The organism is Nonomuraea sp. IBHARD001 (assembly GCF_056106265.1).
In genome coordinates, this window is the sequence record NZ_JBWBBW010000002.1 from 8833367 (window position 1) to 8854018 (window position 20652).

Sequence of the window (20652 nt, forward strand, 5' to 3'; positions counted from 1 at the left end):
GCGATGTCATGAACACGTAATAGCTTCCAGGACCGGACAAACCGCAACGCAGCGCCGCCGATACTGGAACGCATGGCCCGCGTGTTGCTGATCGAGGACGACCCCAGCGTCAGGGACGCCCTGACGCTCGCCCTCAAGGGCAGGGAGCACGAGGTCGAATCGGCCGCATCGGGCGAGGAAGGCCTGGCGCGATTGGCCCGCTTCGCCGCCGACGTGGTCGTGCTCGACCTCATGCTGCCCGGCATCGACGGCTTCGAGGTGTGCAGGCGCATCCGCGCGACCACCTCCACCTCGATCGTCATGCTGAGCGCGCGCGGCGACGACTTCGACGTGGTCGGCGGCCTCGAAGCCGGAGCCGACGACTACGTGGTCAAGCCGGTACGCCCGCAGGTGCTCGAGGCCAGGATCAGAGCCGTGCTGCGCCGTACGGACGGGGTCGCCTCGCCCGTGGAGAGCCACGGCGACCTGCGGGTGGACCGGGCCTCGCTGACCGTGACCAGGGCCGGGCTGCAGGTGACGCTGCCGCCGATGGAGCTACGGCTGCTGCTGCACCTGTCGGCCGCGCCCGGACAGGTCTTCAGCAGGCAGCAACTGCTCGAATCGGTGTGGGAGCACGACTACCTGGGCGACTCGCGGCTGGTCGACGCGTGTGTGCAACGGCTGCGCGCCAAGATCGAGGACGTGCCCGCCGAGCCGAGGTACGTGCAGACCGTGCGGGGATTCGGCTATCGCTTCGGACCGGTATGAGCTGGCTGCGAGGTCTGCGGGCCCGGCTGGTGATCACGTTCGTGCTGGTCGGGGGGCTGAGCGCGGTGGGAGCCGCCGGGCTGACCTATGTCAAGGCGCGGGAGAACCTGCTGGCCGGGGTGCAGGACCGGCTGCTGCAGGACTTCAGGAACCGCGTGCTGCTGCTGGCCCGCGACGTCGCACTGCCCGCGAGCGACGGCGAGCTCGCCCTGCTGGCCGAAGACCTGGAGGTCGGCGACCGCAAGGTGTACGTGGTCAGGGACGGCGCCGTGCCCAGCGACGCCCGTATCACCGCCGAGCTACGCGAACAGGTCCGCACGCGATCGGCCCTGGCCTGGCAGCGCGTGACCCGCGACGGCGTGCCGTACCTCGTGGGTGGCAGCAGGGTCATGCTGCTGGCCGGTGGGGAGCCTTCGGGGATCACCATCTACCTGGTCGAGTCGCTCGCGCAGGCCGCGTCCGACGAGGCCGCCGTGCTGCGCGCCGCGCAGACCGCCGCACTGCCCGTCGTCCTGCTCGCCGTACTGGCCGGGCTGCTGGCCGCGCGTGGTGTGCTGCGTCCCGTCGCCGATCTGGACCGTGCGGCCACCCGGCTGGGCGAAGGGCGCCTGGAGACCCGGCTGCCCGTACGCGGCAGCGACGAGCTGGCCAGGCTGGCCGGGCGGTTCAACGAGACCGCCGCCGCGCTCGAACGCTCGGTCGGTGAGCTGCGTGAGATGGAGGCCAGGTCGCGGCGGTTCGTCGCCGACGTCTCGCACGAACTCCGTACGCCCCTGGCCGCCGCCACCGCCGTCACCGACGTGCTCGAAGCCGGGGCCGACCGGCTCGACTCCGACGCCGCGACCGCCGCCCGGATGGTCACCTCGGAGATCGCCAGGCTCACCACGCTGGTCGACGACCTGATGGAGATCTCGCGCTTCGACGCGGGCGCTGCCGTACTCAATCTCAACGACGTGGACGTCGGCGCCGCCGTCGCCGCCTGCCTGCGCTCGCGCGGCTGGACGAGCACCGTCACCGCCGACCTGCCATCGGGGGTACGGGTGCCGCTCGATCCACGACGCCTGGACGTCATCGTCGCCAATCTCGTCGGCAACGCGTTGCGGCACGGGGAGGCGCCGGTCACCGTGCGGGTACGCGTCGAGGCCCGGGCCGTGGCCGTCGAGGTCGCCGACCACGGTCCCGGGCTGGCCTCGGACGTGCTTCCCCATGTGTTCGAGCGCTTCTACAAGGCCGACGCCGCACGCGCCCGCTCCGAAGGCAGCGGTCTCGGCCTGGCCATCGCCCGCGAGAACGCCCTCCTGCACGGCGGCGACCTCACCGTGGCCCCCGGTCCCGGCGCCGTCTTCACCCTCACACTGCCGAGGAGCCGGCCATGAGAGCCCTGCGCCTGCTCTGTCCGCTCCTGGTGGTCGCCGCGTGTGGCGTCGGTCCCACGTCCGTCATCGACGCCGGTGAGCCCGCGCGCGGCTTCATCCAAGGCACGCGTCTGTACTTCGTCGTCGACGGCAACCTCGCTCCCCTCAGCCGTCCCGAGGGCCCGTTGACCGCCTCCGAGGCCGTCACCCTGCTGATCGCCGGGCCGACGTCGAAGGAGCGCGACCGCTCGTTCGACACCCGGTTGCCCAGGAATCTGGCGGTACGCGTGAACGACACCGGCTTCAAGCTGGACAAAGGCGTGCCGATGCTGGTGGATGACCGCTGGCTGCCCCCCGTCTCGCGCCTGTCGGACGTGGCCACCGGGCAGCTCGTGTGCACGATCGCTTCGGCGACCGCGGCTCGGCGTGGGGTCGGGGTGGAGGAGGTCGTGGTGGCGGTGCCGGACAAGGGGGACGTACGGTGCTCGGACTACGCGTGAGGGGGTGGCGGTGGCTCGGGGCGGCGGTAGCTCGATGGTGCCCGGAACGGGCTTGGCGGCTGGGGTCATGCGCCCGAAATATGGACATTCGATAGCTCCTCGCCCAAGCCGATCGATGTTCCCCTTGTGGTGACCGCCGTACCTCATGAGCCAGCCTGGTTCTTCGGGCCATGAGGTCGTCGCTAGTTGATTCAGTCTTTGCGAGTTGATTCGCCCCGGTTCTCCCCCACCAGTGCGAGGAGTCCCCGCATGAAGCTCGGCCACCTGCTCACCGCCGCCCTGCTCACCACCGCCATCACCACCGGCACCGGCACCGCCGCCACCCTCACCACCCCCGCCTCCGCATCCACCTCCCCTCCCACCGGCGTCACCCAGTCCGCTCCCCTACCTCCCGACTGGTACCGCGTAGGCCCCTACGCCACCATCACCGAATGCCGCACCGCCTTCCTCGACGCCGCCGTCAACGGCGACTTCACCGGCGTAGGCGCCTGCTACTGGGACCGAGGCTTCCCCGGCCGCTGGCCGGCGGGGTACTACTTCACGGTGTACATTCCCTGAGGCCCTTCCCTCGCCCCTGCGCCCTGGCCATGGGCCACACGATCCAGCCCAGTGACGAACTCCCGACAGGTCAGGGCGCAGACGGCGAGCGTCCCAGAGGTGATCACCACCGCGCCGTCACGAACGGGTACGCCGATGGCACGTAGCTCGCGAGGCTTGTCCTTCGCCAGCTGGTGCGGAGTGAAACGCCCAAGCCCATGCGCGACGGCGTTTCGGACGACGAAGCACGCCTCTAATGCTGTACTGCCCTCGACCAGGCCGACATCGATTTCGTGACGTTTCTCCAGGGCCTTCTTCACCTCGGCCCACCCGTGAGAAGCCTTGCCCTGCCCCTCTCCGTCAAGGCGGAGGAGAAGCGCCTCGGCGTAGATCTCCACGACGCTGACCATGCGCAACCAGCAGGCCGCCCGATCTGTCGCCGTCGTTCCGGCCCTGGCATGGGTCGCGATGAGCTCTTCCAGCGCATTTTCGGTGATGTCGAGAATCACAGGTTCCAGGGTCATGACGGGGCCAGAATCGCGGCGTGCATGCCGCCCTCGTCCCGAACGGCGTCGTACGCCTCCTGGGTGACGAACCCACGCTCGCGCAACCGCCGTAAGGCCACCAGGTACCAGGACAACAATGCCCATGGTTCCTGGTCGAGGGCACGCGTGACCTCCTGGGGGTCGATACGCCCGGCTGCCGCGAGGACAAGCGCAGCCTCGGCGCGTACGACAGGCTCGAAGCGTCGCCCGCGATGGCCGTCCACCCAGGCGGACAACGTCTCGGTATCGGCGAGCCCCAGATCCCCGATTGTGCGGAGCACACAGAACCGCTGCCAATCGCTGAGGCTCACATCCGTGGTGATCGCCTCCATCGTTCTGATCACCGCAGGCCGATCGAGCCCGGCCATGGCCCGCAGGTACTGAAGGACGTACGGCGTCACTGACGGGAGAAATCCGACGATGCTCTCCATCTTGGGCAGCACCGACAGCGCACGCGGTTCCGTCGGATCGGCCAACCGCAAGAGCGCCCGCCGGACGAACCTGATGTCGGAACGATCTGCGTTACGCAGATTCGTCTTCTCGGAGGTCGAGTCGTCGGCTCCGCCGTCGCGGGGCGTGACGGTCGATTCGAGGAATTCGATGGCCCACCCGGGGTCACCAGTGAGGGACTCCTCGAAGTAGTCGGCCACGAAATCCGCTGGATGAGACTGCATACCTGTTCGTGGCAGGTTGACGTCAACCTGGCCGATCACCGTCTCGCGCCAGTAGCTGGCGATCGACGGCGTACGGGTCTTGGACTCGTTCAGGATCAGGCCATTGTCCCGAGCAGCCGCCGTCAGATCGTCCAGCGCCCGCTTGACCTCCTCGAATGTCTCGACCGCGATCCGGAAATCGTCATTGAAACGCCATGCAGGCCACTGCTTTCGCCGCAGGGCCCTCAACACCCGAGTCGCGTACACATCGGAAAGCCGATCGGAGGGCTCAAGGAGCTGGGGAAGCCCGTAACGCCTCCCCTGAACATCACCGAGCAGGTCCAGAAGGCACTCGACAGCAGCATGGTCGGCTGTACGGATCAGCAACTCCCGGCCGAGAATGTCATGATCGACGTAGTCGTAGAACGACGCAATGTCAGCCTTGACGACATATTGAACGATCGCCTCATCGGGCCAGACCCCTGCGAACAGAGTGTTTTCTTTCTCCGGCCGAGGGCCAAGCTCCTGCGCATATGCCATCGGCGCGTTGACGAAATCCCGATACCGCTCAGGCGAACGGTCCACCTCGTACTTCGCCGATGTCATCAGCAGATCGGTCAATGCCCTGTAGGTGACCCGCTCAGGAAATCCCCAGATCGCGACCGCCCGGCTACCGGTGACCGGTTTGGCCACAGACACAACCACCCCACACCCACTCGGCAACCCCGCCCGAAGCTGCCCACCCAGCCAGAGCGCGAACGCCACCCTCCCCTTCCTCATCTCCACCGCACCCGGCGACACCGGAACCAACGGCTCAACAGCATCAGCCTCCCGCCCCACAGCACCTTCAAGATCAAGGCGCGAAAGAACCTCCACCGGAACCGGTCTCATGATTCGCATGAAAGCACCAGCCGAGCTGTCTGCCAATGCCCAAGCCGGTCGTCACATCTCTTCGGCCGTTCGTCCTCCGATCGCAAGACTCCTCCGGCCGCAACGCTATTCCTCATACGGCTGTCTTATGCGCCATTGCTGAGTACGGAGCTCACCTTCGCTCCCTTGACATTCAGCCAGCCTGAGTGGCCGATCCAGGGCAAATTCGGTCAGGCAGAGATCGGGTTCCACTTTGGGCCTCAGGGAAAAGAATCCAGATCTGCCCGAGACCGGCCTAAAGATCCAGTGCTGACTATTTTCAAGACCGTCCGTCCCATGCAGCCCATCCGGCTGCCTGACGATGGAGACGTCCGATCCTGTCACATCGAAATCCACTACATATTCGTCGGTATACCCTGCTTCAATTAAGAAGTCACCGTCCTCGTCCCAATCCCAGAGCACCCATTTCGTCTCCGGCGTATCGGCACCAGGAGTCAGGATGCTAAGCAGCGGACGCTTCTCCGGACTCTTCTTGCCGCCGGAGATGACATGGTCACCATCGATCTCGAAAACCACAGAAGTGCCGTGCGTCAAATTCGCAGCAATGGGATTCCGCCTCGGCGTCCCCGTTTCGGGCGCGCCCTGCAGGATCGCAATCAGGATGGTGACACCTATGCCAAGTATGCCCACCAGGGCTCCGATTCCCTGCCAACTGGGCTTCGAAAGCCATTGCGGCCGCTGAGGCCCACTACCACTCTGGCTGGGCAGAGGCTGAACGACGGGCGGAATGGGCGCTTTACCTAAAGCACCTTTACCTAAAGCACTCCGCTTCCTAGACCGCTTACCTTTAGCAGGGCCGCCCATTCGGCTACTCCTGACACAACAGTGAAGGCGAAAAACGGAAGGTCACCTGCAAAGTCGCTTACCGCTGCCGCAAGTATTCCTCGATCGACAAGGCCGTGCAAGCAGCACCTTTCCTTCAGACGGACCACAGTCGTCCGGAGAGCATCAGCGCGGCGACGACGCTCTCACCCCGAACACGCAGAAGCCCCTCAAGGTGATCCCTTGAGGGGCTTCCAGCCACGAGCCGCCTTCGGGATTCGAACCCGAGACCCCTTCATTACGAGTGAAGTGCTCTGGCCGACTGAGCTAAGGCGGCGTTGCCGTATGGCTTGCAGCAGTCTACAGGTAATCGAGGGGTTCTCGCTCCTCCAGATCACTGGATGTCGGCACACAGTGTCCCCTCGCCGGGGACCATGCCCTCCAGGATGTACGCGTCCACGGCGGAGTCGACGCAGTTGGACCCGGCGCGATACGCCGTGTGGCCGTCGCCGTCCAGGCCGAGCAGCACGCCGGACTCCAGCTGCTCGGCCAGGGCCTCGGCCCACACGTACGGCGTCGCAGGGTCGCGCAGGGTGCCGACGACCAGGATCGGGCCGGCGCCCGAGGCTGTCAGCGGGTCGGACGGCGCGACGGGGGCGGGCCAGAAGGCGCAGGGCAGGGAGCTCCACATGATGTACGCGCCGAAGCCGGGTGCGGCGCTCTCGGCGGTGGCGGCGGCCTTGGTGAAGGCGGGGACGGTGGCGGGGTAGGGGCTGTCGACGCAGTTCACGGCCATGTTGGCCTCGGTCTGGTTGGTGTAGGCCCCGCCGGGCGAACGGCCGAACAGCTGGTCGGCGAGGCTGAGCAACGTACGGCCTTCGCCCTTCTTGGCCTCGGCGAGCGCGTCGGTGAGGATCGGCCAGGCGCTGCGGTCGTACAGCGGGTACAACGCCCCGATCGTGGCCAGCGCCTCGGTCACCGGACGCGAGCCGCGCAGGGGCGTGACGTCCACGCGCCGGAGCAGGGCGACGAGTTCGGCCTGGGCGCCTTCGGGCGTGCGACTGGTGAACGGACAGGCGGCCTGGGCGAAGCAGTGCCGCGCGTAGGCCAGGAAGGCGGTCTGGAAGCCTTCGGCCTGGGTCTGGTTCTGGGCGGCGCGGCTCATCGCCGGGTCGACGGCGCCGTCGAGCACGAGGGCGCCGACCTTGGCGGGAAAGAGCTGGGCGTAGTGCGCGCCCAGGTACGTGCCGTAGGACTTGCCCAGGTAGGTGAGCTTGTCGTCGCCGAGCGCGGCCCGCAGCACGTCCATGTCGCGGGCGGCGTCGGCGGTGCCGACATGCGGCAGGAGCTCGGCCGAGTGCTCCTCGCACCCGGCGGCGAAGCGGCGCGAGGCGGCTTCGAGCTCGTCCACCTCGCCGGGCGTGTCAGGCGTGGCGTCCACGGCGAGAAAGGCGTCGAGCGCGTCGTCGTCGAGGCATTCGACCGGCGAGGACTCGCCCACGCCCCTCGGGTCGAAGCCCACGACGTCGTAGCGGGCCCTGATCGCACTGCTGAGCACGGTACGGGCGGCCCTGCCATAGCCGATGCCGGAACCGCCTGGCCCGCCCGGGTTGATCAGTATGGAGCCCCGCCGCGAGCCGGGCCCCGCCGCCTTCAGCCGGATGACGCTGATGCGGATCTGCCGGCCTTCGGGGCGCTCGTAGTCGAGCGGGACCTTGAGCTTGGCGCACTGGAAGCCGTCGCCGCAGTCGTCCCAGTCCAGGCGCTGGTCGTAGTAGGCGTCGAGCGAGCCTTCGGCATCCTGCGACGGGCGCCGCGACTCGCCCGCGGACGGCTCCGGCAGCGGCACGTCCGCGACGGGCGGCGTGAGCGGCCCCGCGGTGCCCCAGGCCTTGCTCTGACCGGTCGTCGCGTGCGGCTCCTGCGTGCCCGCGCAGCCCGTCATGGCCAGGCAGAGCGTCAGGCCCATCGCCACCTGCCACCGTGTCACGCCGACCTCGCTCCCGCTCCGCCCGTTCCCGACGGGTCGAATCGTAAGTCCTGGCTTCGGCCCGTCGCCCGGAGTACGGCGAGAATGGTGGAGATCAGGCGGTGCCGGGCTCCTCCTCCTCGGCACCGTACATCTTGTCGTGCTGCTTGCGCGGCGCGCAGACCGACGCCGATGGGCAGGCGCAGCGGCGACCGCCCTCGTCGAGCCGCACGGTGAGGGAGTCGGAGGGCACGTTGCGGCTGAGCACCGTGCCGTCGCCCTCGGGGGTGCCGACCCGCGAGCCGACCTTGGGCATGCGGTTGTGCGTCTCGACGTACAGCGGGTGCTCGTACTTCAGGCAGCACATCAACCGCCCGCACGCCCCCGCGATGCGCAGCGGGTTGACCGGCAGGTCCTGGTCCTTGGCCATGCGTACGGAGACGGGCTCGAAGTCCTTCAGGAACGTCGCACAGCACAGGTCACGGCCGCAGGGACCGATGCCGCCCTGCAGTCTGGCCTCGTCGCGTGGGCCGATCTGCCTGAGCTCCACCCTCGCCCGCAGGTTGCGCGCCAGGTCGCGGACGAGCGCGCGGAAGTCGACGCGGTGCGGCGCGGAGAAGTACACGGTGTAGATGTTGTCGGCGTCGAGGTAGTCGACGCCGACCACCTTCATCGGCAGCGTGTGCCGCCTGATCAGCCGTTTGGACACACTGCGCGCCTCGGCCCTGCGGCGTTTGTTGCTCTCGTCGCGGCCGAGATGCTCCTCCTGCGCCATGCCCGAGCAGACCGGCAGGCCTTCGATGTCCTCGCTGCTCCATTGCGGCGCCCATACGCACTCGGCGACCTCAGGGCCGGAATCGGTGGGAACGAGCACCTTGTCCCCGACCTTGGGGGTGTGCCCTCCGGGATCCAGGTAGTAGAGCCGCCCATAACGGGTGAAGCTCACGGCCATGATCATTCCCATGGGCTCGCGCTCGCCTCCTGGCCTCGGGGGTCTTCCGGCCTGCGTCCCTCACCCTACGCGTAGGCGCGTGCCGATCGTGAGAGGCACCAGCAGCTGTCTTCGCTCCTCCATTCCCTGGACAGGGCCATCGCCACACCTGCCACGGAGAATCAGGGGCGGCGCAGGCCCAGCATCATCGCCTCGACCGCGATCTGCGGATTGACGTTCGCCGCGAGCCGCTCACGGCACTGCATGATCGTGTCGATGCGCCGCAGCGTCTCCTCCGGCGTCGAGGCCTTGGCCAGCGAGTCCAGGTCGAAGCGGTGATCGTCGTTGGCCAGTTCGACGGCCGCGCCGAACTGCATGGCCAGGACGTCGCGGTAGAAGGCGACGAGTTCGAGCAGGGCGCCGTCGAGGGAGTCGCGCTTGATCCTGGTGGCACGCGACTTCTGCCGGTCCTCCAGCTCCTTCAGCGCGCCCGCTCCGCCTCTGACCAGGCCCCGGTTGAGCCCCTTGCCGGTGGAGCCCTCGCCGTACAGGCGGCGCAGGTCGGTGGTCTCGCTCTCGTTGAGCGCGGCCGTGGCCGACGCGGCCTCCTCCTCGGCGGTCTTGACGAGGTGCTCGGCCGCCGTGATGCACTCGCCGACGCCGGTCAGCGAGCGCGGGATGCCCAGCACGGCCTCGCGGCGCGCCCTGACCGAGGGGTCGAGTGCGAGCTTGCGCGCCCTGCTGATGTGCCCCTGTGCGGCACGCGCGGCGAAGGCGGCCATGTCCCACGGGATGGAGTCGCGCGTGGCCAGCACGTGCGCCACGGCCTCGGTCGACGGCGTGGCCAGCGTGACGACACGGCAGCGCGACCTGATGGTGATCATCATGTCGTCGGGCGAGGGCGAGCACAGCAGCCACACGGTCTTGGGCGCGGGCTCCTCGACGGCCTTGAGCAGCGCGTTGGCCGCGGCCTCCGTGGCCCGGTCGGCGTCCTCGAACAGCATCACACGCCAACGGCCCATCGTCGGCGCCCCGGCCGCGCGCAGGATGAGCTCACGGGTCTGCTTGACGCTGTAGGACAGGCCCTGGGGGCGTACGGCCTCCAGGTCGGGATGCGAGCCGATGGCCACCTGGTGGCACTGGTCGCAGTGCCCGCAGCCGCCGTCGGGGCACAGCAGCGCCGAGGCGAACGCCCTGGCCGCCTCCTCGCGCCCGGAGCCCGGCGGGCCGGTGAACAGCCAGGCGTGCGTCATGCCGGTGCCCCTGCCGCCAGCGACGACCTCGGCGGCGGCGCCCGCGGCGCGGGAGAGCACGCCGGCGGCCTGGTCCTGACCTACGAGATCGTCGAAGACACCCACCACGCCAACCTACACGCAGGGCTAGTCGCGGATCGCCGGGATCGTGCCGGTCACGTCTTCGGACTCGGTCGGCACGGGGTCGGGCAGGATGTCGCGCGCCCGGTCCTGGATGAGGCGGGAGATCTCCTCCTGCGCCAGCGTGCCGTCGACGACCAGGTAGCGCTCGGGCGCGGCCGAGGCCAGCGCGCGGAACTCCTTGCGCACCCGCTCGTGGAACTCCACCGGCTCGGACTCGATCCGGTCGGCGGCCCCGCCCAGCCTGGTCAGCCCGATCGACGGCGGGGTGTCGATGAGGATCGTCAGATCGGGTACGAGCCCGCCGGTCGCCCAGGCGTTGACCTTGGAGACGTCCTCGGGGTCGAGCGCACGCCCGGCGCCCTGGTAGGCGAGCGAGGAGTCGACATAGCGGTCGGAGATCACCATCGAGCCCCGGTACAGGGCGGGCAGGATGACCTTCTCGACGTGCTCGGCGCGGTCGGCGGCATAGAGCAGGGCCTCCGACCTGGCCGAGAGCCCGGCCTGCGCGGCGTCGAGCAGGATCGCGCGCAGCCGCATGCCGACCTTGGTCGAGCCGGGCTCACGCGTCTGCACGACGTCGAAGCCCTGGTCGCGCAGCCAGATGGCCAGCAGCCTCGACTGGGTCGTCTTGCCCGACCCTTCGCCGCCTTCGAGTGCGATGAACACGCCCCTGGCCTGCTCGGGCGTCTCCGGCACGAACCGCTGACCGCGCAGCGCGGAGTACAGGTCGGTGGCCAGCGGCACGCCCTTGCGGTCGTCCATCTGACGCAGGGCCAGCAGACCCACGGCGGCCGCGAGCACACCGCCGAGCAGCAGCACGAAGTTCGACCCGTCGAACCGGTAGACCGCGCTGCCGAACGCGATCGGATGACTGCCGAACAGTCCGGCCAGCGGGTTGGCCACCGCCACCACGAGCAGCAGCACGACCCTGGCCGTCGACTGCAGGAAGGAGAACGTACGGCCACGCAACGAGTCGTCGACCTCTAGCCCGATCAGCGTGTAGCCGATGATCCAGGCGATGCCCGCACACGCGCCGAGCACGGCGGTGAGCAGGACGACGATCACCAGGTTGTGCACGAGTGCGATGGCGGCGAGCACGACACCGGCCACGACGATCGACAGGCCGAACAGCCGCCGCCTCGACAGCTCGCGCAGCAGCCTGAGCCCGAAGAACATGCCCATCGCCATGCCGACGAACACCGCACCGAACACGACGCCGTAGGCCGCGTCGCCGCCGCCCAGCGCGACCACGTAGATCTTGGCGACGCCGACGACCGTGCCTCCGGCGGCGAAGGCGCCCAGCATGCCGATGACCAGCCCGCGGATCAGTCTGTTGCCGCCGACGAAGCGCCAGCCTTCGAGGATCTGCTTGATCACCGAGGGCGTGGCGACCGAGGGCGCGCTGCGCTTGGGGATGTCGCGCAGCGTGAAGATGAGGACCGCGGAGACGGCATAGGCCAGCGCGTTGACGACCAGCGCGAGATCGGTGGAGTCGGTGCCCGCGAGCACGGGCAGCACGCTGCGCAACAGTTCGCCGGTGAGCGACAGCACGGCGAACAGCAGGGCGGCGATCGGCGCGGTGCCGTAGGTGACCAGCAGGTTGAGCTGGTTGGCCTCTTCGAGACGCTCCCTCGGCACCAGGTTCGGCACGGTGGCGTCCTTGGCCGGGACCCAGAACAGGTTCACGCACTCGACCAGGAAGGTCGCGATGATCACCCACTGGTAGCTGCCGACCAGCGGGATCGACAGCACCAGCGCGAACCTGGAGACGTCGGCGACGACCATGGTGATACGCCGGTCGAACCGGTCGGCGAACGCGCCCGCGAGCGGCCCGAGCAGGATGGCAGGCAACATCTTGGCGACGAAGACGCCGCCGATGGCCAGCGACTGCGCCTGGTATCCGGAGCCCGCGGTGAGGTTCCCCGCGAAGGCGGTCAGGGCGAGAATATTGAGCCAGTCGCCCAGACTGCACACCGACATGGCCGTCCACAGCCTGCGGAAGGGGGCGTTAGCCAGCACATGTGCGGGTTTGCGACGGCCAGGCGTGGTCATAGTTTCAGCGTATCCAGATGCTCGCTCGACAGGGAGGGCGGCGAAGTTAGCCGGAAATGCCCGGCTCCTCGTCGCCTGAGGGTATACGTCCGGACCTCCTCCGCGCAGGGTTCACCCGGCGAATAGGCCCCCCGAAACAGGCAGGTGGAGCCTGCGCTTTCCCCTCAGCTCCCTGGAGTCAGCTCCAGCACAGTGATCTCAGGCGGTGCGCCCACACGCACGGGCGGTCCCCAGAACCCCGCGCCCCTCGTGACGTACACCTGGACGTCGTCCACCGTGCCGAGGCCCGCCACCACCGGCTGCTGGAAGGGCACCACCAGATTGAACGGCACCATCTGCCCGCCGTGCGTGTGCCCCGACAGCTGCAGGTCGACGCCGAACTCGGCCGCCTGCCGTACCTGGACGGGCTGGTGGGCCAGCAGGACGGTCGAGCGGGTGGTGTCGCGGCCGCCGAGCGCCCTGGCGAAGTCGGGGCCCTGGCCGAACTCCACGCCGCCGATGTCGTTGACCCCGGCCAGGTCGAGCACGGCGCCGTTGTGCCTGATCTCAACGCGTTCGTTGGCCAGCGAGCGCACGCCCAGGTCGCCGAGCTCCTCGATCCACTCGGCGGGGCCGTTGGCGGTGTAGTACTCGTGGTTGCCGGTCACGAAGTACGCGCCGTAGCGCGACTCCAGCCCGCGCAGCGGCCTGGCCAGCGGGCCGAGCTCGGCCACCGTGCCGTCGACCAGGTCGCCGACGATCGCCACCACGTCGGCCTCGACCTCGTTGATCATCCGTACGATGCGGGCCGCGTGTTCCTTGCCGGTCAGCGGGCCCAGGTGGATGTCGCTCACGACCGCGAACCGCAGACCGGCGAGCCTCGGGTCGAGCCTGGGCAGCTTCACCCGCACCGACTCCAGCACCGGATCGCCCAGCGCGGTCGGAATGCCCGACCCCACCGTGGCCAGCGCCCCCACACCCGCCGCCGTCGCCAGCGTGCGATTGAGGAACAGCCTGCGCGAGACCAGGTCCACCGGCGCCTCCGGCAGGCTCTCGGCCACCGGCTCCCCCGCCTGCGGCACCAGCACCGGCACCGGCACGGCCGCCTCCGCCTTACGCCTGGAGGTACGGCGCAGCACCAGGTTCGCCACCGCCCTGGGGATCTCCAGCACCACCAGGAAGACCACCAGATAGAACATGACCGCCACCCACATGAACCCCGGCCAGGCCAGCCAGTGCAGGCGCTCGTCGCGCGAACCCAGCAGCGTCACGGGGACCAGCACGGCCAGCACGACCATGACCCAGGTCAGCACCCGCCTGGCCCGCCCTCGCCCGGTCGTCGAGCGGACCAGGCGATGCCAGAGGTACAGGTGCAGGGCGACGACGAGGGCGAGCATCACGCTCACGAATCCGACCACTCCGACAGCCTATGAGCCGGAGTGGTCGGCGCGAGCTGAGATCGTTCTCAGGATGTGGTGCTCGTCTTGCTGCGCGACGTCGTCGTCTTCGCGGTGGCCGCCTTCGTCGTGGTCGCCTTCTTGGCGGCGGCCGGCTTCTTGGCGGCGGGCTTCTTCGGCGCAGGAGCGCGTTCGCGTCGCTCGGCGAGCAGCTCGGCCGCCCGCTCGATCGTGATGTCCTCGACCGCGTCGCCCTTGCGCAGGGAGGCGTTGGTCTCGCCGTCGGTGACATAGGGCCCGAAGCGGCCCTCCTTCACCACGACCGGCTTCTTGGAGTTGGGGTCGTCGCCCAGCTCACGCAGCGGGGGCGCGGCGGCGGCCCGGCCCCTGCCCCTGGCCTTCGGCTGCGAGAACAGCTCCTTGGCCTGCTCGATCGTCACCGTGAACATCTCGTCCTCGGAGGCGAGCGAGCGGGAGTCGGTGCCCTTCTTGACGTAGGGGCCGAACCGGCCGTTCTGCGCCGTGACCTGCTCGCCGTCGAGCTCGCCCACGACCCTCGGCAGCGCCAGCAGCTTCAGCGCGTCCTCCAGCGTGACCGTGTCCAGCGACATGGTCTTGAACAGCGAGCCGGTGCGCGGCTTGGCCGCCTCCGCCTTCTTGGTGCGCTTCTTCGGCGCGGCCGGGTCGGCGGGCGGGTCCTCGGGCAGGACCTCGGTCACGTACGGGCCGAAACGGCCGTCCTTGGCGACGATCTTGTGGCCGGTCACCGGGTCGGTGCCGAGCTCCCTGTCGCCCGTCGGGCGCGAGAACAGCTCCTCGGCCTTCTCCGCGGTCAGCTCGTCCGGCGTCATGTCCTCGGGGACGTTGACCCTGGCGCCGTCGCGGTCGAGGTAGGGCCCGTAGCGGCCGACGCGGATCATGATGTCGGAGCCGCGGATCGGGAACGAGCTGATCTCCTTGGCGTCGATCTCGCCGAGGTCGGTGACCATCTCCTTCAGGCCCTCGTCGCCGTCCTCGCCGAAGTAGAAGCGCCGGAGCTCCGGCACCCGCTCGGCGCGGTCGTTGGCGATGTCGTCGAGGACCTTCTCCATGTCGGCGGTGAAGTCGTAGTCGACCAGGTTGCCGAAATGCTGCTCCAGCAGGTTCACCACGGCGAACGCCAGGAACGAGGGCACCAGCGCGGTGCCCTTCTTGAAGACGTAGCCCCGGTCCAGGATCGTTCCGATGATGGAGGAGTACGTCGAGGGCCGCCCGATCTCGCGGTCCTCGAGCTCCTTGATCAGCGAAGCCTCGGTGTAGCGCGCCGGAGCCTTGGTCGAGTGGCCCGACACATCCAGCCTGGTCAGGTCGAGACGGTCGTTCTCCTCCAGGTTCGGCAGGCGCTTCTCCTGGTCGTCGCGGTCGCTCGACGGGTCGTCCGCGCCCTCGACGTAGGCCTTGAGGAAGCCGTGGAAGGTGATCGTGCGGCCGGAGGCGCTGAACTCCACCCGCTCGCCGCTCGACGACTCCCCCGCCACCTTGACCGTGACCGACTCGCCGACGGCGTCCTTCATCTGCGAGGAGACCGTGCGCTGCCAGATCAGCTCGTACAGGCGGAACATGTCGCCGCTCAGCCCGGTCTCGCCCGGCGTGCGGAACTCCTCGCCCGAGGGGCGGATCGCCTCGTGCGCCTCCTGCGCGTTCTTCACCTTGCTGGCATAGACGCGCGGCTTGTCCGGGACGTACGCCGAGCCGTACAGCTTGATCGCCTGGGACCTGGCCGCGGCCACGGCGACGTCCGACAGCGTGATGCTGTCGGTACGCATGTAGGTGATGAAGCCGTTCTCGTAGAGCCGCTGCGCCACCTGCATCGTGTACTTCGCGGAGAACCCCAGCTTCCTGCTGGCCTCCTGCTGCAACGTCGTCGTGCGGAAGGGCGCGTAGGGCTTACGTGTGTACGGCTTGCGCTCGACGGACTTGACCGCGTAGGCCGAGCCGCGAAGACGTGTGGCCAGCTCGCCCGCCGCGGCCTCCGACAGGTGCAGGGCGTCGTTCTTGAGCACGCCCGAGCTGTTGAAGTCGCGGCCCTGCGCCACCCGCCTGCCGTCGATCGTGGTCAGCGTGGCGGTGAAGTCGCGGGGCGTCTCGCCCGCCTTGCCGGTGTCGAACAGGGCCGCCAGATCCCAGTAGTGGGCGGCGGTGAAGGCCAGGCGCTCGCGTTCGCGCTCGACGACCAGCCTGGTCGCGACCGACTGCACCCGGCCGGCCGACAGGCCCGGCTTGACCTTCTTCCACAGGACCGGGCTGACCTCGTAGCCGTAGAGGCGGTCGAGGATGCGGCGCGTCTCCTGGGCGTCGACCAGGCGCAGGTTGAGGTCGCGCGGGTTGGACACCGCGTCCCTGATCGCCTGCTTGGTGATCTCGTGGAAGACCATGCGGTGCACCGGCACCTTGGGCTTGAGCACCTCCTGCAGGTGCCACGCGATGGCCTCGCCCTCGCGGTCCTCGTCAGTGGCGAGGTAGAGCTCGTCGGCGTCCCTCAGCAGCTGCTTGAGCTTGTTGACCTGAGCCTTCTTGTCGGCGTTGACGACGTACAAGGGCTCGAACTCGTGCTCGACGTTGACGCCGAGCCGGGCCCACGGAGCACCCTTGTGCTTCTCCGGGATGTCGTCGGCCTTCACGGGAAGATCCCTGATGTGGCCGATGCTTGACTCCACCGTGAACCCTTGCCCGAGGTACTCAGCGATCTTCTTCGCCTTGGTCGGCGACTCGACGATCACCAGGCGGGTTCCGCCGGCGCTGCCGTTGTTGGCTGGCACGCTGCTTCCTACCTCGCTGTTCGCTCTACGTATCCCCCTGCCGGGATCCGGCACAGACTTGAAAGGTAACCCGACTCGCGGGAATTCCTTCCCTGCGGGTTACCCGATCTCCTTCGGGTCCACCCACAAGCACGCACAATAAACCTCGTCCCCCGAAACCGTCACGGAGACCAATCGCCTTGCCCGACTACTCCTACATGGAAGTCCACATCCCTCGCGGCATCTCACGAGAGGCCGCCAGGCAACTGCTGACCGAACATGCCGAGTATGGCCAGTGGGAGCTGGACCGCCTGCGACTGTATCCCGACGGGAGTCGTCGCGTGCGGTTGCGCCGCAAGATCATACGCGTTGTCCGAACCATGTAGCAGCAGTCAGTCTCGTCTGTCAGGTCGCCTTTCGGGGGGATCCGGTCGTGTGTCGAGCGCCTTTGGGGGCGCTTTGGTGCGACTTTTGGGTCCCTTTTGGGCCCTCCGGAGCACACCGCGGCCGCAGTGCCACCCGCCCATGGCTGGGGCGCGTGCGCGCTCGTGGTCGAACCTGGTACGGCGGATGCCCGAGATGGGCGGTCCGGGTGCCGTGTCCTGCTCGTTGTTCCGGGTCGCGTACTCGTTGTTCCGGGTCTGGCACGTGGAACGCTGCGGGTGTCACGAGGGGTTTGTGGGGTGTTTGTTGCGGGTTTGCGGGGTGTTTCGGGACGGCCTGGGTGTTGGTCCGGGCGTGTCCCGAATGGCGCGAATCCGCTGAGATCACTCCCGAAGCAGGATCTCAGGCTGTCCGAATCCCGTCACCCTCAGCAAGCCCCCACACCTTCGACACGGCCTCGATTCCCAGCCTCTCGGGCTCGGGTCCTGCTTCCGGCCTCTCGCGGCTCCAGCCCCTTCTGGTCCCAGCTCCGTCGTACTGCTCGGGGCCGGGCCTCTCGTTCGAGGGTAGCCCCTGGTGCGGGGTGTTCCCTGACGCGGCTCGGACATGGCTCTGCCCGTCCTGGGCCGCGCCCCCAGAACGGGCAAAGCTTTCTCTCGCTCCGTCCCACGGGATCGCCTGCGGTTGCCGGTCGATCCCATGTTGATCGGACGAAGCTTCATTTTTCGGCCCCGAAGTACGGAGCCCCTCAGCTACACACCCACTGGCTGCGGGCGGAGCCGTTCATGGACCTGCTGGTGTCTGACTCGGGCTTACTTCTTGCCGAACCCGAACCGGCGGGTGGTGGCGAACAGGGTCGCCGAGGCGGCGAACATGGCGCCGAGTACCAGCGCGAACAGCGAGCTGGAGTTCATACCGGCGACGCCGGCCGGCTGAGCGGCGCTCATCAGGCCGAGGTCGCCGACGGGCAGCGCGCCACCGACCGGGGTCGAGGCGACGAGCTGGGTGGCGGGCGCGAGAGCCGAGACGGGGCTGCTCGCGGGAGCGTGCTTGCCCTGCTTGGCAGGGGTCGCGGGCGAGCCGGGCAGGCCGGGCATCGCGGGCAGGGCCGGCAGGCCGAGCGTCTGGGTCACGTCGCCGACGACCGGCAGGGCGGGAAGCCCGGCGCCGCGCATCTGCTGGGTGACGTTGCCCACATCCTGCAGCCCGGCCATCGCGGGCACGACAGGCAGCGCGGGAAGCATGCCGCTGGTCTTGTACCCCTTCACCTTGCCCTTGGGACGGGTCCAGTGGTCGTAGCCGTCGCCCGGCTCCTCCACCGGCGGGCCGACCCGCGAGCCGCCCAGGCAGCCTGCGGCGGCGTCACCCAGTACGGCGACCGCGTTGCCGCACACGTTGACGGGAGCGGTGATCGGGGCGACCACCTGGTTGCCTGCCAGCACGCCGGACTTGCCGGACGTGGTGTTGCCACCGCCGCCGACGCCGCCCCCTTCGGGGTTGACGGTCGCGCCGCCCTTGCAGTTGGCCTCGGACAGGCCGAGCGCGGCCACGGCGTTGCCGCAGGCGTTGATCGGAGCGGTGATCGGAGCGATGACCTGGTTGCCAGCGCCCACTCCGGACTGGCCGGTCGTGGAGTTGCCGCCCGCGCCCTTGCCGCCGTTCTTGACCTCGACGCCGCCCTTGCACCCGGCGAACGCCTCGCCCGCCAGGGCCACCGCGTTGCCGCACACGTTGATCGGAGCGGTGATCGGGGCGACCACCTGGTTGCCTGCCAGCACGCCGGACTTGCCGGACGTGGTGTTGCCTCCGGCGCCGGTGCCGCCGCCCGAGTTCTCGACCGAGCTGCCGCCCTTGCATCCGGCGGGCGCGTTGCCGACCGCGTTGCCGCAGGCGGTGATGGGCAGGCTGATCGGCGCGATCACCTGGTTGCCCGAACCGGCGCCGAAGCGGCCGTCGGTGTCGTTGCCCTGGGAACCGCCGGGGCCCGCCTGGTAGCCGGGCTTGGGTCCGCCGCCGGGGCCCTTGTCACCGCCGCCGCCCTTGCCGCCACCGTTGTTGGTGACGGAGGAGCCGCCCTTGCAGCCGGAGAACGCCTCGCCGAAGATCGCGATCGCGTTGCCGCAGATGTTGATCGGGCCGCTGATCGGCGCGATCACCTGGTTGCCGCCCAGAGCGGCGTTCTTGCCCGACGTGGTGTTGCCGCCGGCGCCGAGGCCGGTGTTCTTGACCGACGAGCCGCCCTTGCAGCCGGCCGTGGCGTCGCCGAAGATGGCCAGCGCGTTGCCGCAGGCGTTGATCGGGGCGCTGATCGGGGCCAGCACCTGGTTGCCGCCGAGGACGCTGCTGTCGCCGTTGGTCTTGTTGCCGCCCGCGCCGCCCTTGCCCGCCGTCTTGACGGAGGAGCCGCCCTTGCAGCCCGCGTCGGAGCTGCCGAACAGCGAGATCGCGTTGCCACAGGCGTTGACGGGAGCGCTGATCGGCGCGTTGACCTGGTTGCCGCCGAGGACGCTGTTGTCGCCGGAAGTCTTGCCGGGGATGCCCCCGGTGGTGGTGTTCTCGACCGAGGCGCCGCCCTCAGAGGCCGCGGTCGACTCGCCGGCCGCACCCACGGCGTTGCCGCTGATGTCGATCGGCAGGGAGATGGGCAGGTTGACCTGGTTGCCGCCACCGACGGAAGAGTTGCCCGAGGTGTCGGCGACAGCGGTGCCGCTGCCGAGAGACATGACCGCTACCGCGAGCAGAGCCGCGGGGGCCGATGCCTTCGCCCACGTACGCATGATGAATGCTCCTAGTGGTTCTTGGGGGGAATACCTGACAGCTCGCGGGCGCCGAGATCGTGCGAGATCCTGATCCGCGCACAGCGGGACCTCGATGCCGGTACGAGCCAAGGAAACGACTGACGAATCACCCACGCGCGAAGCGTTCGACCAGGCCCCGGACCAGTTGCCCGGCTTCCTGGGTACGCTCGGCCTCCACGCTTTCCGGATGTGCGACGTCCTCGTGCGCCTGCCTGTGCTTCCGGCCTGCGTCCGACGAGTCCCACTCCTGGACCAGCTGGCCAACCCCCAGAGCCGGTACGACGCGTACTTCCCGTACGTCGCCTTCCTGGCCTTTCCTGGGCGCCTCGGACCTGAGACGAGCTACCGCTCTCCGCCTCGTGGCCTGAGGTGAGGTTCAGATCTCCGCCTCGTGGTCTTGAATCTGAGGCGAGCCACTGATCCCCTGCCTGGGGCCTGAGGTGAGCTCTTGCTCTGTGTCTCGTGGGCTGTCCTGTGGTTGGGGTACTCCGTGTCCTGCGGCCCCAAGGCCTGCTCCGCGGGCCCGAGCCGGTAGGCCACGGGACCGGGAGCTTCGCCTTGGCAGCCTGCGCCGTTCGGCTGCGGATTTCTCAGCCTGCGCCGCTTGGCCGCGGTGTTCGGGAGTGCGTCTGCCCTGATGAGCCACGCCGATCTGCCGGTTACCCGGCGACCGGTGCGGCCGGCCTCGCCAGCTTCATCGGCCTCACCGGCTTCGTCGCCGGTTGGTCCGATGATCGGATGACCGGTCAGCCAATCGGCCGGTCAGCTGCGGACTCGGGAAGCTTCGGGAACCTGTCCCCCATGGTCGGGAACCCGCCCCTACGGTCCGCGCCGGTAAGCCGCGGCCTTGAGAACCCCGCCCTTTCGGCCCACGTCACGACGTCGCCGGTCTCGGGACTCTAGCCCTGCCGGTCGGCGTCCCCGCGTCGCGGATCTCGGAACCTCGTCCCCAGCGGCCGG

The 20652-nt window shown here is 68.9% G+C and carries 15 protein-coding genes and 1 tRNA gene; 5 read left to right on the forward strand and 11 right to left on the reverse strand.

The features are described 5' to 3' along the window. The first annotated feature begins 72 nt into the window (after positions 1-72). From ACTWNK_RS41640 to ACTWNK_RS41655, 4 genes are all read left to right on the forward strand, one after another. Positions 73-747 carry a response regulator gene (locus ACTWNK_RS41640; RefSeq protein WP_474310566.1) on the forward strand — a complete coding sequence of 225 codons (675 nt, stop codon included), beginning with the start codon at positions 73-75 and terminating at the stop codon, positions 745-747. Continuing rightward, positions 744-2123, forward strand: coding sequence for an ATP-binding protein (locus ACTWNK_RS41645; RefSeq protein WP_474310568.1), 1380 nt, complete (start codon positions 744-746; stop codon positions 2121-2123). The genes ACTWNK_RS41640 and ACTWNK_RS41645 overlap by 4 nt, the downstream gene beginning before the upstream one ends. Then, entirely contained in the window at positions 2120-2602 is a 483-nt protein-coding gene (locus tag ACTWNK_RS41650; RefSeq protein WP_474310569.1) for a hypothetical protein, read from the forward strand. The genes ACTWNK_RS41645 and ACTWNK_RS41650 overlap by 4 nt, the downstream gene beginning before the upstream one ends. A gap of 249 nt (positions 2603-2851) precedes the next feature. Next, positions 2852-3160 carry a hypothetical protein gene (locus tag ACTWNK_RS41655; RefSeq protein WP_474310571.1) on the forward strand — a complete coding sequence of 103 codons (309 nt, stop codon included), beginning with the start codon at positions 2852-2854 and terminating at the stop codon, positions 3158-3160. Here the strand turns inward: ACTWNK_RS41655 and ACTWNK_RS41660 are convergent. The 10 genes from ACTWNK_RS41660 to topA form a co-directional block, all read right to left on the reverse strand. Next, entirely contained in the window at positions 3136-3648 is a 513-nt protein-coding gene (locus tag ACTWNK_RS41660) for a hypothetical protein (protein WP_474310573.1), read from the reverse strand. The two genes, ACTWNK_RS41655 and ACTWNK_RS41660, sit on opposite strands and share 25 nt — an antisense overlap. A gap of 11 nt (positions 3649-3659) precedes the next feature. Beyond that, positions 3660-5228: an RNA-directed DNA polymerase gene (locus tag ACTWNK_RS41665; protein WP_474310574.1), complete on the reverse strand. Its 1569-nt coding sequence runs from the start codon at positions 5226-5228 to the stop codon at positions 3660-3662. A gap of 105 nt (positions 5229-5333) precedes the next feature. After that, positions 5334-5897 carry a hypothetical protein gene (locus ACTWNK_RS41670; RefSeq protein WP_474310575.1) on the reverse strand — a complete coding sequence of 188 codons (564 nt, stop codon included), beginning with the start codon at positions 5895-5897 and terminating at the stop codon, positions 5334-5336. A gap of 395 nt (positions 5898-6292) precedes the next feature. Then, positions 6293-6366: transfer RNA gene (locus ACTWNK_RS41675), tRNA-Thr, on the reverse strand. Positions 6367-6423: 57 nt separating this feature from the next. Further along, positions 6424-8019 carry an alpha/beta hydrolase gene (locus ACTWNK_RS41680; protein ID WP_474310576.1) on the reverse strand — a complete coding sequence of 532 codons (1596 nt, stop codon included), beginning with the start codon at positions 8017-8019 and terminating at the stop codon, positions 6424-6426. A 94-nt stretch (positions 8020-8113) separates the two neighbouring features. Beyond that, complete coding sequence (locus ACTWNK_RS41685) at positions 8114-8962, reverse strand: PSP1 domain-containing protein (RefSeq protein WP_474310578.1); 849 nt, start codon at positions 8960-8962, stop codon at positions 8114-8116. Between the two features lie 149 nt (positions 8963-9111). Then, on the reverse strand, positions 9112-10287 hold the full coding sequence (locus tag ACTWNK_RS41690; RefSeq protein WP_474310580.1) for a DNA polymerase III subunit delta': 1176 nt from the start codon (positions 10285-10287) through the stop codon (positions 9112-9114). Positions 10288-10308: 21 nt separating this feature from the next. Continuing rightward, positions 10309-12357, reverse strand: coding sequence for a dTMP kinase (gene tmk, locus ACTWNK_RS41695; RefSeq protein WP_474310581.1), 2049 nt, complete (start codon positions 12355-12357; stop codon positions 10309-10311). 164 nt (positions 12358-12521) lie between these two features. Beyond that, positions 12522-13754 (reverse strand): metallophosphoesterase, encoded by a 1233-nt coding sequence (locus ACTWNK_RS41700; protein ID WP_474310582.1) that lies wholly within the window; start codon positions 13752-13754, stop codon positions 12522-12524. Between the two features lie 47 nt (positions 13755-13801). Continuing rightward, positions 13802-16531, reverse strand: coding sequence for a type I DNA topoisomerase (gene topA, locus ACTWNK_RS41705; protein WP_474310583.1), 2730 nt, complete (start codon positions 16529-16531; stop codon positions 13802-13804). Positions 16532-16728: 197 nt separating this feature from the next. On the opposite strand from topA, the gene ACTWNK_RS41710 reads away from it, so the two are divergent. Further along, positions 16729-16896, forward strand: coding sequence for a DUF5703 family protein (locus ACTWNK_RS41710; RefSeq protein WP_474311140.1), 168 nt, complete (start codon positions 16729-16731; stop codon positions 16894-16896). Positions 16897-17706: 810 nt separating this feature from the next. On the opposite strand, the gene ACTWNK_RS41715 is transcribed toward ACTWNK_RS41710, so the two are convergent. Further along, entirely contained in the window at positions 17707-19671 is a 1965-nt protein-coding gene (locus ACTWNK_RS41715) for a chaplin family protein (RefSeq protein WP_474310585.1), read from the reverse strand. Between the last annotated feature and the right edge of the window lie 981 nt (positions 19672-20652).